The organism is Bacillus sp. BC05(2025), assembly GCF_056725905.1.
In genome coordinates this window covers 493608-505783 of sequence record NZ_JBWYRA010000002.1, presented here as the reverse complement: position 1 = coordinate 505783, position 12176 = coordinate 493608, and the positions used below count along the sequence as shown (strand labels likewise).

At 36.2% G+C, this 12176-nt stretch carries 11 protein-coding genes; 8 read left to right on the top strand and 3 right to left on the bottom strand.

Annotated elements, in window-relative coordinates; translation table 11 throughout:
- Positions 1–86 precede the first annotated feature (86 nt).
- Genes opp3b through ACZ76X_RS08490 form a run of 4 tightly spaced genes read left to right on the top strand, consistent with a single transcriptional unit; the run spans position 87 to position 4019 of the window.
- Positions 87–1016, top strand: coding sequence for an oligopeptide ABC transporter permease (gene opp3b / locus ACZ76X_RS08505; protein WP_000534165.1), 930 nt, complete (start codon positions 87–89; stop codon positions 1014–1016).
- Positions 1013–2029: an oligopeptide ABC transporter permease gene (opp3C, locus tag ACZ76X_RS08500; protein ID WP_000974101.1), complete on the top strand. Its 1017-nt coding sequence runs from the start codon at positions 1013–1015 to the stop codon at positions 2027–2029. The genes opp3b and opp3C overlap by 4 nt, the downstream gene beginning before the upstream one ends.
- A gap of 18 nt (positions 2030–2047) precedes the next feature.
- Entirely contained in the window at positions 2048–3091 is a 1044-nt protein-coding gene (locus ACZ76X_RS08495) for an ABC transporter ATP-binding protein (RefSeq protein WP_016136596.1), read from the top strand.
- The gene (locus tag ACZ76X_RS08490) at positions 3084–4019 is read left to right on the top strand and encodes an ABC transporter ATP-binding protein (RefSeq protein ID WP_000166346.1); all 936 of its coding nucleotides are present in this window, start codon (positions 3084–3086) and stop codon (positions 4017–4019) included. The genes ACZ76X_RS08495 and ACZ76X_RS08490 overlap by 8 nt, the downstream gene beginning before the upstream one ends.
- Before the next feature lie 110 nt (positions 4020–4129).
- On the opposite strand, the gene ACZ76X_RS08485 is transcribed toward ACZ76X_RS08490, so the two are convergent.
- The gene (locus ACZ76X_RS08485) at positions 4130–5575 is read right to left on the bottom strand and encodes an MATE family efflux transporter (protein ID WP_002002304.1); all 1446 of its coding nucleotides are present in this window, start codon (positions 5573–5575) and stop codon (positions 4130–4132) included.
- Between the two features lie 352 nt (positions 5576–5927).
- Here ACZ76X_RS08485 and ACZ76X_RS08480 point away from each other — a divergent pair, with 352 nt between their 5' ends.
- Entirely contained in the window at positions 5928–7574 is a 1647-nt protein-coding gene (locus ACZ76X_RS08480) for a peptide ABC transporter substrate-binding protein (RefSeq protein ID WP_000728613.1), read from the top strand.
- A gap of 27 nt (positions 7575–7601) precedes the next feature.
- Here ACZ76X_RS08480 and ACZ76X_RS08475 read toward each other — a convergent pair whose 3' ends face one another.
- Entirely contained in the window at positions 7602–7805 is a 204-nt protein-coding gene (locus tag ACZ76X_RS08475) for a hypothetical protein (protein WP_000559976.1), read from the bottom strand.
- Positions 7806–8397: 592 nt separating this feature from the next.
- Between ACZ76X_RS08475 and spx the strand changes: the two genes are divergently transcribed.
- Positions 8398–8793 carry a transcriptional regulator Spx gene (gene spx / locus ACZ76X_RS08470; RefSeq protein WP_000258267.1) on the top strand — a complete coding sequence of 132 codons (396 nt, stop codon included), beginning with the start codon at positions 8398–8400 and terminating at the stop codon, positions 8791–8793.
- 49 nt (positions 8794–8842) lie between these two features.
- Here spx and ACZ76X_RS08465 read toward each other — a convergent pair whose 3' ends face one another.
- The gene (locus ACZ76X_RS08465) at positions 8843–9517 is read right to left on the bottom strand and encodes a TerC family protein (RefSeq protein ID WP_342718548.1); all 675 of its coding nucleotides are present in this window, start codon (positions 9515–9517) and stop codon (positions 8843–8845) included.
- A gap of 342 nt (positions 9518–9859) precedes the next feature.
- Between ACZ76X_RS08465 and mecA the strand changes: the two genes are divergently transcribed.
- Both mecA and ACZ76X_RS08455 read left to right on the top strand, forming a co-directional pair.
- Positions 9860–10543 carry an adaptor protein MecA gene (gene mecA / locus ACZ76X_RS08460; RefSeq protein ID WP_000350711.1) on the top strand — a complete coding sequence of 228 codons (684 nt, stop codon included), beginning with the start codon at positions 9860–9862 and terminating at the stop codon, positions 10541–10543.
- Positions 10544–10615: 72 nt separating this feature from the next.
- Positions 10616–12160: a cardiolipin synthase gene (locus tag ACZ76X_RS08455; RefSeq protein ID WP_097840675.1), complete on the top strand. Its 1545-nt coding sequence runs from the start codon at positions 10616–10618 to the stop codon at positions 12158–12160.
- Positions 12161–12176 lie beyond the last annotated feature (16 nt).

The following is a 12176-nucleotide window of genomic DNA, read 5'->3' as shown; positions in this document are numbered from 1 at the left end:
GCATGTGCTCTTATTTTAAAAAAATAAAAGTAAGAATATTTTAAACTATCTTATTGCTTTTGAGAAAAACGGGGAGGTGCTTGACTATGGGACGTTATGTATTAAAACGTTTCGTGTACATGGCTTTGACATTATTTTTAATTACTACACTGACTTTCTTTTTAATGAAATTACTTCCGGGTTCTCCGCTTAAAAACCAGGAGAAGTTATCACCGGCACAAAAAGAAATCATTCTTGAAAAATATGGCTTAAATGATCCAGTACCAGTTCAATATGCACGTTACTTAGGTAACTTAGCAAAAGGTGATTTAGGGGTATCATTCCAATATGATAACCGTCCAGTAACAGACATGATTGTGGATCGCATTGGACCATCAGCACAACTTGGTTTACAAGCGATTATATTAGGTACATTTATCGGTTTAATTTTAGGAATCGTTGCGGCACTTCGTAATAATACGTGGGTCGATTATGGGGCGACAATTATTTCCGTACTCGGGATGTCGGTACCATCATTCGTATTCGCCGCATTACTACAATATTTCGTAGGGGTAAAACTTGGATGGTTCCCAGTAGCATTCTGGAAAGGACCAGAGTTTACAGTAATGCCTACAATTGCTTTATCGATGGCAGTTATCGCAACAATCGCACGTTTCGCTCGTGCAGAGTTAATTGAAGTTATGCAAGCTGACTACATTTTAACAGCGAAAGCGAAAGGAATTAGCCAAGGCGTTATCATTATTAAACACGCACTTCGTAACGCATTAATTCCAGTTGTAACAATTTTAGGACCAATGGTTGCAGGTTTAATTACAGGAACATTAGTTATTGAGCAAATTTATGCTGTACCTGGACTAGGGGAACAGTTCGTTAAATCTATTACAGTGAATGACTATACAGTTATTATGGGAACTACAATCTTCTATAGTGCGATTTTCATCTTAGTTATTTTCATTGTTGATATTTTATACGGAATTATTGATCCTCGAATTCGTTTAGCGGGAGGGAAAAAATGATGAAAGATGTACAAAAATTATCTCCAGATTTATTTCAACAAGCCAATCAAAATAATGTGGATAATGAAGTCATTGCCCGTCCAAGCTTAACGTTTTGGCAAGATGTAAGAAGACGTTTGTTCCAACATAAAGGAGCAATGTTCGGTTTAGTTTTATTAACTCTTATTATATTACTAGCAATTTTTGGACCGATGGTAAGTAAACACTCGTATAAAGAGCAAGACTTAGGTCGTGCGAAATTACCACCGAAAATTCCTGTTATTGAAAATGTTCATTGGCTACCATTTGACGGTACAGATCAATATGGTGTTGATCAATATGAAAAACGTGATATTAAAGAATATTTCTGGTTTGGTACAGATGATCTTGGACGCGATTTATGGACAAGAACATGGGAAGGTACGCGTGTATCATTATATATCGCTCTTTTAGCAGCAGCGATTGACTTAGTAATTGGGGTTGCATATGGAGGTATTTCAGCATTTTATGGCGGTAGAGTAGATAACATTATGCAACGTATTATGGAGATTATTAACGGTATTCCATACTTAATCATCGTTATTTTAATGGTAATCATTATGGGATCTGGTATATGGTCAATTACACTCGCAATGGCAATTACAGGTTGGATAGGGATGTCGCGTATCGTTCGTGGACAAATCTTAAAGTTAAAAAACCAAGAATACGTATTAGCATCTCGTACATTAGGTGCAACAAACACACAATTAATTGTAAAACACTTAATCCCGAACGTAATGGGACCAATTATCGTAATGACAATGTTTACAATCCCAACAGCGGTGTTTGGTGAGGCATTCTTAAGTTTCATCGGTTTAGGTATCCAGCCACCATTCGCATCACTTGGTTCTCTTGTAAATGACGGTTATAAATCAATTCAAACGTATCCGCATATGATGTTCATCCCTGCGGTTGTCATCAGTATATTAATTTTAGCGTTTAACTTAATGGCAGACGGATTACGCGACGCGTTAGATCCAAAAATGCGTAAGTAAAAGAGGGGAGAGGCAAAGATGAAAACATTGTTAGAGGTAAAAGATTTACAAGTCTCCTTTGATACACATGCAGGTGAAGTACAAGCTGTACGCGGCGTTACTTTTGATTTGAAAAAAGGAGAAACATTAGCGATTGTAGGAGAATCTGGTTCGGGGAAATCAGTTACTTCTAAAGCGTTAATGGGATTAATTCCGAATCCTCCTGGACGCATTAAAAATGGTGAAATCGTATTTGAAGGTCGCGACTTAACGAAATTAACAGAAAAAGAAATGCAACAAGTTCGTGGTAAAGATATCGCGATGATTTTCCAAGATCCAATGACATCATTAAACCCAACGATGACAATTGGAAATCAAATTATGGAAGGCCTTATTAAACACCAAGGGATGAGTAAAGCAGATGCACGTAAAGTCGCATTAGAATTAATCGACCTTGTAGGTATTCCAAATCCAGAAGCTCGCTTAAAACAATATCCTCACCAATTCTCAGGTGGTATGAGACAGCGTGTAGTTATTGCGATGGCGTTAGCTTGTAACCCAAAATTATTGATTGCCGATGAGCCGACAACAGCGCTAGACGTTACAATTCAGGCGCAAATTTTAGAACTTATGAAGGACATTCAGCAAAAAACAGAAGCAGCAATCATTTTCATTACGCATGACTTAGGTGTAGTGGCGAACGTTGCGGATCGCGTAGCAGTTATGTACGCTGGTAAAGTTGTTGAAATCGGAACTGTAGATGAAATTTTCTACAATCCAAAACATCCATATACTTGGGGCTTGATCGCATCTATGCCAAGTTTAGATGGTTCAGAAGAAGAGTTATATGCGATCCCTGGAACGCCTCCAGATTTATTGAAGCCGCCAAAGGGAGATGCTTTTGCACCACGTAACCCGCAGGCATTGAAAATTGATTTTGAAATGGACCCACCTTTATTTAAAGTAAGTGATACACACTTTGCGGCAACTTGGTTACTTCACGAGCAAGCTCCAGAAGTAAAACCGCCAGCAGTCGTTGAAAAACGCATTCTTCAAATGAAAGCAGGTGAACAACATGACTAAACAGCGTGAGAAATTAATTGAAGTAAAAAACGTAAAACAGCACTTCGACGTGAGTGGTGGTGTTGTCAAAGCGGTTAATGATATTTCATTTGATATTTACCGCGGCGAAACATTTGGTCTTGTAGGAGAATCAGGTTGTGGGAAATCAACAACTGGAAGAACGATCATTCGTTTATATGATGCAACTGCTGGTGAAGTGTTATTCGATGGTGAAAATGTACATGGTAAAAAATCACGTGCAGAGTTGAAGAAATTCAACCGTAAAATGCAAATGATTTTCCAAGATCCATATGCATCATTAAACCCTCGTATGACAGTAGGGGATATTATTGCGGAAGGTATCGATATTCACGGACTAGCAAAAAACAAAAAAGAGCGTATGGACCGTGTTCATGAATTATTAAACACAGTTGGTTTAAATAAAGAACACGCAAACCGTTTCCCGCATGAATTTTCAGGTGGACAACGTCAACGTATCGGTATCGCTCGTGCACTTGCTGTAGAACCTGAATTTATCATTGCCGATGAGCCAATCTCAGCACTTGACGTATCAATCCAGGCGCAAGTTGTAAACTTACTGAAAAAGCTACAAAAAGAAAAAGGTTTAACATACTTATTCATTGCCCACGATTTATCAATGGTAAAATACATTAGTGACCGCATTGGCGTAATGTACCGTGGTCAAATCGTTGAGCTAACAACAAGTGATGAGTTATATGCGAATCCAATTCATCCATATACAAAATCACTATTATCAGCAATTCCGCTTCCAGATCCAGATTATGAGCGCAATCGTAAACGTATTGTATACGATCCATCTCAGCATAATTATGGTAGTGAAGAACCAACAATGCGTGAAATTCGCCCAGGACATTTTGTGCTATGTTCTGAAGCGGAGTATAAGAAATATAAAGAGATTTATCAATAATAAAACAGCCAATCTTCCGTTATGGAAGATTGGCTGTTTTTCTACTATATAAACAGTTTTATTGTTAACATTTGTTTGTAAGTGAATACATGGATTTGATTCAATGAGTATTACTGTGCCGGAACAGAAACAATCTCCTCTTGTTCTTCAGGTTTAACAAGTGCATAACGCTCCCAGGCTCTACTTTTCCAGCGGAAGAACATAATAATCGCACGTGTCCATTCATCAATAGCAATCGCTAACCAAATACCAACGAGTCCCATATCTAAATGGAATGCGAAAAAGTAACCGAGTGGTAAACTCATTAACACCATAGAGAATGCGCCGATTAAAACGGGGTACTTTGCATCACCAGCTGCGCGAAGTGAATTGATGATGACGATATTCATCGTACGCCCTGTTTCAAGTAATACACTTAGTAAAAGAACGCTTGCACCTAAAGCAATAATGTGCGGATTGTCTGTAAATAGTCCCATTAATTGTGTGCGGAATGTAATAACGAGAGCGACCATACATAAAGTGACTCCAATTGCCCACTTTACACTTTTCCATACGCGTTCATACGCTTCATCTTTTTCACCACCGCCAACGAGGCGCCCGATAATAATAGCTGTTCCCATGCCGATCGCAATAGCGAATAAATAAGTAAACATAGAAATGTTCGTAGCGTATTGTCTAGCCGCTAATGATTCTGTTCCTAAATATGTTGCATAGTATAAGAAGACAATTTGGCAAGCTTGATACATAACCTGCTCAAATGCAGATGGAATCCCGATCTTTAAAATTTTCCCGATGTATTCTTTTGATAAAGTAAAGTAATATTGTAATTTCACACGGTATTCCATCACGCGGTACAGTAACCAGAAGAAAACGATAAGTGCGATTAATCTGCTGACAGCAGAAGAAATAGCAGCTCCTTGCACACCGAGCTCTGGGAAACCAAATTTCCCGAAAATAAGTACGTAGTTTCCTGCGATATGAATAATATTCATTCCAAGTGAAATAAACATCGCTTGCTTTGTGAAGCCATGTACGCGGATAATTGCGGCTAATGAATTAATAATGGCCTGAAGGAAAATAGCCCCTCCGACGATAGATAAATAGCTTTGCGCATACATGAGTACATCGCCTTGTAAGTTCATTGCCATCATCATATGTTTTGAAAATAAAAGAAAACCAGCGCTTATAACGAGTCCGACCACTAAATTTAATGTGACGGCTAAAGCTGATATTTTAGATGCTTCCATAAAACGTTTGGAACCGAGGTATTGAGATACGACGATAGCTGCGCCGTTCCCGATGACTTCTAGTACCAAAATAGCGATATGGAGGTATTGATTCGCTGCACCAACCCCAGATACAGCATCGTCTGATAATGCACTTAACATGAAAGTATCAGCGATCCCCATTAACATAAATAGAAAAACTTCTAGAAAAATAGGCCATGTTAATAAGAATAAACTTAATTTCTCTGTCGGCCCGTTTTTTGCCTGAATTGCTGTCATGTCCGTCCCCTCTTTACCGATATCTATTTTTAGCAAAGTGTATCGTAACACACTTTTTTATCCTTTGCACTCATTTTAACCTACATATCTTTATTATGAAGGGGGTGCTATTTTATGATAAAAAGAGAAGGATAATTATGCAGGAAATATTATAAAATATAAATTTTATTTTTCTCTGATAATTTTGAAAAGTTTAAAATTAATTGTTTTTAACACTTTAGTAAGGATAATCAGCAATATGAAACGTTTACAAAGGTTTGTTTTTTAACAGAAAATTTTAATGAAATAGAAATATAAATATACAAAGAATGTATTTGTGTGTATAATATGAATTGTTAGAACATATATATATTTCTATTTGTTTGAAAATGAAAGGGCTAACATTTTTGTGGAGGGTGGAAATATGAAAAAAAAGATGCCAGTTTTTGTAGTATCAACAGTAGCGATGAGCATGATGTTAGGGGCATGTAGCTACCAAAAAGATGAACCGCAAGCGAACGCAAAAGGGGATAGCGGGAAAAGCGGTGCAAAGCAAGTCATTAATTTAATTGAAACGCAAGAAATTCCAACGATGGATCCAGCGTTATCAGCTGATGCGGTTTCTTCAAGAGTAATGACTAATACGATGGAAGGCTTATACAGTTTAGGAAAAGATGATAAGCTAGTTCCTGGTGTAGCGAAGGAATTTAAAAAGTCAGAAGACGGTAAAAAATATACATTTACATTACGTGAAGACGCAAAATGGTCAAATGGTGAGCCTGTGACGGCCAAAGATTTCGTATATGCATGGCAAAGAGCAATTAACCCAGATACAGCTGCGAAATCAGCGTACATTATGTATGATATAAAAAATGCAGAGAAAATTAATAAAAAAGAGATGAGTCCGGATCAATTAGGTGTAAAAGCGATTGATGATCATACATTAGAAGTGGAGTTAGACAATTCAATTCCATACCTTGTAGATTTAATGGTATATCCAATCTTCTATCCTGTGAATGAAAAGTTTGTAAAAGAACAAGGTACGAAGTTTGGTTTGGAAGCGAATACAACACTTTATAACGGACCATTTACATTAAGTGATTGGCAACATGAACGTAGCTTTAAAATGACAAAGAGCCCGTCATATTGGGACAATAAAGAAGTGAAGATTGAGGAAGTAAACTTTAATATTGTTAAAGATACGTCTACACCAATTAATTTATATGAAACAAACGCAGTCGATCGAGCGACGTTATTAGCGGAGTTCATCGATAAATATAAAGGAAAACCAGATTTCCAAACAGTAGAAGATACATCTGTATTCTTCCTTCGTTTAAATCAAAAAGATCCAGCGTTAGCAAATAAAAATATTCGTAAAGCAATTTCACTTGCTTTTGAACGTAAACCGTTCGTTGATACATTATTAAATAACGGTTCTAAGCCAGCAACAGGATTAATTCCTGATAACTTCATTAAAGGACCGGATAAAAAGGACTTCCGTGCTGTAAATGGAGATATTGTAAAACCAAACGTGAAAGAAGCGAAGAAATATTGGGAAGCTGGTAAAAAAGAGCTTGGTAAAAATGAAATCGAATTAGAGTTATTAAATGAAGATGTTGAATTATCGAAGAAAACAGGGGAATATTTAAAAGGTGAGTTAGAAAAGAATTTACCAGGTTTAACAGTGAAAATTAAACAGCAACCATTCGCACAAAAACTAAAATTAGAAGATGCGGGCGATTTTGTCATGTCATTCTCTGGATGGAGTGCGGACTTCCCAGACCCAATTACATATCTTGATATGTTTGTAACTGACGGATCACAAAATAAAATGAAATATTCTAATCCGAAATATGATGAGATCATCATGAAAGCGAAAAAAGATGGAAGCGATGTAAATGCTCGTTGGAAAAGCTTACTAGAAGCAGAGAAAATGTTACTTGATGACGCTGCGATTGTTCCAGTATATCAACGTGGTAGAGCATACTTGCAAAGAGATTCAATTAAAAATATGTACAACCATAAATATGGCGGCGATTTAAGCTTTAAATGGGCGTCAGTAGAGAAATAAAAAAAAGCAGGTGATTGCCTGCTTTTTTTAATACGTACGTTTCTTATAAATACCTTTCCCGCCAACCTCGTTCCAGCCGGATTGTACATCCAAACTTTTATTAACAAACTTCATCTTTTCTTTTCCGCCAAAGAGTTTTTCACCAATGCTATTTGTAATGACACCAATCAATGCTGTTATTCCGATGATGAGGGCAGCAACAGTGACAAAATCAATAAAAAAAGCAATCATTTGCAAATTCCCCCTTTGCCTGTCTGTATTTTTATTGTATGAGATAAAAGATGAAAAAGAAAGAAATGTCAGAAAAATATCTAATTTATTTTAGAAATCGTATGGACATGAATGAGAATGTTTGTTAAAATAAGAACAAATGTTCTTCCGATTCTCACTTGTATAGTCTTACATTTCTTAATTGATTTATCAAAAAAAGGTAAGAAAACGTTCTCTTTTTCATAGAAAAGATTATGAGAGAATAACTATAAATCATGTGAAAAATCTATGGAAAGCAAGTGTTAAGAGGGTTGAAGATTATTGTTAAAGAACAGCTGAAGTAAGTGTGATTATGTTACATAGCAGTGGAATACACGGAAGAGTTTTCTCAATTAGAAGGAAATTTACTGTATATTTCTTGCAAAATCTATTGTATAATGATTATAGAAGTTACTTATTAAAAGTAATTGTTGTTTGCTAAAAGTTGTTGCTTACATGAAATGTGATTTTTGCGCTTTGTTTTAAGACAAGGTATCGTGAAAAATTGCTGAATTTAGAAATCTAAACTGTAATTAGTACAGAATTTGTACTCTTTAAGGAGAGTGAGCTTTGTATGGTAACATTATATAGTTCTCCAAGCTGTACGTCTTGTAGAAAGGCGAAATTATGGCTAGAGGAAAATCATATTCCTTATACAGAACGTAATATTTTCTCAGATCCATTAACGATTGAGGAAATTAAAGAGATTTTACGTATGACAGAAAGCGGAACGGATGAGATTATTTCTACTCGTTCGAAAGTTTTCCAAGAATTAAATGTAAACTTAGAGTCTTTACCACTTCAAGATTTATATAAGATGATTCGTGACTATCCAGGGATTTTACGTCGTCCAATTATGATTGACGAGAAACGCCTTCAAGTAGGTTACAATGAAGACGAAATCCGCCGTTTCTTACCACGTACAGTAAGAACGTTCCAATTACGTGAAGCACAGCGTCTTGTAAATTAATTATAATAATATGAAAACCTTCTACCTATTATATAGTAGAAGGTTTTTTTTAATGTTTTATATTTCGTAATCGAACTCGTTGAACGATAAAGCCGATGCATAAAATGGTGAAAATAAATAAGTAAGGAATGCCTGCAGTGAAACTTGGGTTGTTATGAAAAAACGTTGCAAGTCTGTCTTCATGTGTGACCATTTTTCCTGCTGTGTAAGCGAGAATTGCTGCCCCACAATAAATGAGGAATGGAAAGCGTTCCATAAGTATTAAAATGAGTTTGCTGCCCCAAATAATAATCGGGATAGAAATGAGTAAACCGATTATTACGAGTAAAAATCTTCCGTGAGCTGCCCCTGCAATGGCGATAACGTTGTCAAATCCCATAACAAGGTCCGCGAATACAATTGTACGCACAGCTTGAAATAAAGTTGTTTTTCCTTGAATAGAAGAAAGATCGTTGCTATTATCAGTTAGTAAATTTACTGCAATTAATGTAAGTAAAACGCCCCCGATAAGTTGCAGAAATGGAATGTCGAGTAAATAGACAGCTAGTATAGTAAGGATAATTCTTAGTACGATTGCTAAAAGAGTACCGATCAAAATGGCTTTATTTCGTTTCGATTCAGGTAAATTTCGGCTAGCTAGTGCGATGACAATTGCGTTGTCACCACCTAATACAACATCGATACCGACAATCATTAGTACAGATGTTAAAAACTCTAAGTCCATTCGTCTGCCTCCATTTATGATGTTTTAATAAGCGAACTATATGTATGTGGTGAAGAGAGGGACTAAATCATCTTCTCTAATAAAAGTTTCACTTTATTACAGTGTACGGGGGAAGGTGGAAATGTATGTCCAAATTTTTTATAAGTGAGAAATCGCTATAATGATATATTTATGTAGACCACCGAATGAAGATAGGCATATAACTATTTTTGTAAAATAAATCGATTTTATTTCCATTCTGGAGAATCTTATCATAAAATGAGAGTACAAGAATCTATTGATTTGTCATATGAGTGGGGAATCCCTTCATAACAATTCTAAGCAGGAAGGGAGAGTTGTATTTTGGATATTGAAAGAATTAATGATCATACGATGAAATTTTTTATTACGTACATTGATATAGAGGACAGAGGCTTTAATCGTGAGGAAATTTGGTACGACCGCGAAAGAAGCGAAGAGCTCTTTTGGGAAATGATGGACGAAGCTCGTGATCATGACGATTTCTTTATTGATGGACCGTTATGGATTCAAGTGCAAGCAGTCGATAAAGGGATTGAAGTACTTGTAACGAAAGCAGAGCTTTCAAAGGATGGACAAAAGTTAGAACTACCAATAGGTGTAGATAAAATTATAGACATTCCGCTAGACGAAGGCATTGAATCATTATTCCAGCAAGAATTAGTGGAAGAGGTAGAAGAACAAGCAGGAACAAACTTTAACGAAGATGGTACGTTTGGCTTTTTAATTAAGTTTAATGATTTTGAAGATGTCATTTCATTAAGCCACCGTCTTATCTTTGAAGATATAAAAGATGAGCTGTATTCATTTGAGAACCGCTATTATGTATATGTGGAATTCGATGAAGTGCTACATGATGAAGAAGAAATTGATCGCATTTTAAGTATTGTTTTAGAATACGGAGAAGAATCAACTTTAACAATTCATCGTGTAAGTGAGTACGGGAAACAAATTGTGAAAGAGCATGCGCTTGAAACAATTCGCAATAATTTTCCTGCTAAAACGTAGGCCGATTTCTGTAGTATGAAATCGGCTTTTTATATGAAGAATAGGAAAGCTTTCTTAGTAAGGAGGTAAGAGATGAAAAATACGTTAAAGTTGATTTTCTTTGTTTTACTATTGTTCGCATTATTTGTTTCGTTACGTATGTTTATTGACGTAGCATTTTATTCGGATGTAATCGGGATAAAAGATGTTTCGATTTTAGGTATTATTAGTATTTTATTTACGGTATCTGCATTTTTAATTGGCTGCGTTATTTTCTTAGAGAACCGTCATCCGTCTAAAACACTTACATGGCTCATTGTGTTAGGTATTTTTCCGGTATTTGGATTCTTCGCTTATTTATTATTCGGACAGAACTTTCGGAGGAAGAGAATGTTCCAAAAGAAGGCGTTGCTCGATGAACAAGCGTTTTTACAATATAAAGGGCATGAAGATTACGAGGAACGGATTTTGCGCAATCATAAGCATCAAGAGCTGTTATTTCGTTTAGCGGATCGCTTAGGCGCTTTAAATATTTCATTTCAAACTGAAACGAGAACATTAACAAATGGAGATGAAACGTTTCAGGCCATTTTAGATGGTTTAAAACGAGCGAAACATCACATTCATATGGAATATTACATTGTGCGTGATGATAAGCTTGGGACAGAAATTAAAGATATTTTAATACAAAAATCAAAAGAGGGCGTAGTCGTTCGTTTTTTATATGATGCGGTTGGAAGTTTTAGATTATCGAATTCGTATATTGAAGAATTAAACGATGCAGGTGTCGAAATGATTCCGTTCTTTCCTGTGCGCTTTCCGATTTTAAACGATAAGATTAATTATCGAAACCATCGAAAAATCGTTATTATTGATGGGAATGAAGGATTTGTAGGTGGATTAAATATTGGTGATGAATATTTAGGGAAGGATAAGTACTTCGGTTTTTGGCGAGACACGCATTTATATTTGCGTGGTGAAGCTGTACAAAGTTTACAGCTTATTTTCCTTCAAGATTGGTTTTATATGACTGGTGAGGCTGTGCTCGCCCCTGAATATTTACAAGCAAAAGCAGTTGAGGGAGATCATTGGGGAGGCGTGCAGCTCGTTGCAGGTGGACCGGATAATAAATGGGAAACAATTAAACATTTATACTTTGCTATGATCGCTTCTGCTCGGAAATCCATTTGGATTGCGACGCCGTATTTCATTCCTGATGATGATATTTTATCCGCATTAAAGGTAGCTGCGCTTGCTGGTATTGATGTTCGTTTGTTAATGCCGAGTAAGCCGGATAAGCGCACTGTCTTTTATGCATCAAGATCGTACTTCCCAGAGCTTTTAGATGCAGGGGTAAAGATATATGAATACGAAAAAGGTTTTCTTCATAGTAAAGTTGTCATTGTCGATTCTGATTTAGCTTCAATTGGGACAGCTAATATGGATATGAGAAGTTTTCATTTGAACTTTGAAGTAAATGCCTTTTTATATGATACAGATAGCATTCGAAAGCTTGTTCAAGATTTTAAAGACGATTTAGAAGAATCCAGTGAAATTCACGTCGATCGTTTTCATAAAAGGCGTCTGCATAGACGAATTGTTGAATCAACGTATCGGTTATTATCGCCATTATTATAAAAAGAGATGTCCGAAA

Excerpts from the sequence above, each read along its gene's own strand:
- opp3b (WP_000534165.1), top strand. The coding sequence starts at position 87 with ATGGGACGTTATGTATTAAAACGTTTCGTGTACATGGCTTTGACATTA.
- opp3C (WP_000974101.1), top strand. The coding sequence starts at position 1,013 with ATGATGAAAGATGTACAAAAATTATCTCCAGATTTATTTCAACAAGCC.
- ACZ76X_RS08495 (WP_016136596.1), top strand. The coding sequence starts at position 2,048 with ATGAAAACATTGTTAGAGGTAAAAGATTTACAAGTCTCCTTTGATACA.
- ACZ76X_RS08490 (WP_000166346.1), top strand. The coding sequence starts at position 3,084 with ATGACTAAACAGCGTGAGAAATTAATTGAAGTAAAAAACGTAAAACAG.
- ACZ76X_RS08480 (WP_000728613.1), top strand. The coding sequence starts at position 5,928 with ATGAAAAAAAAGATGCCAGTTTTTGTAGTATCAACAGTAGCGATGAGC.
- ACZ76X_RS08475 (WP_000559976.1), bottom strand. The coding sequence starts at position 7,805 with ATGATTGCTTTTTTTATTGATTTTGTCACTGTTGCTGCCCTCATCATC.
- spx (WP_000258267.1), top strand. The coding sequence starts at position 8,398 with ATGGTAACATTATATAGTTCTCCAAGCTGTACGTCTTGTAGAAAGGCG.
- ACZ76X_RS08465 (WP_342718548.1), bottom strand. The coding sequence starts at position 9,517 with ATGGACTTAGAGTTTTTAACATCTGTACTAATGATTGTCGGTATCGAT.
- ACZ76X_RS08455 (WP_097840675.1), top strand. The coding sequence starts at position 10,616 with ATGAAAAATACGTTAAAGTTGATTTTCTTTGTTTTACTATTGTTCGCA.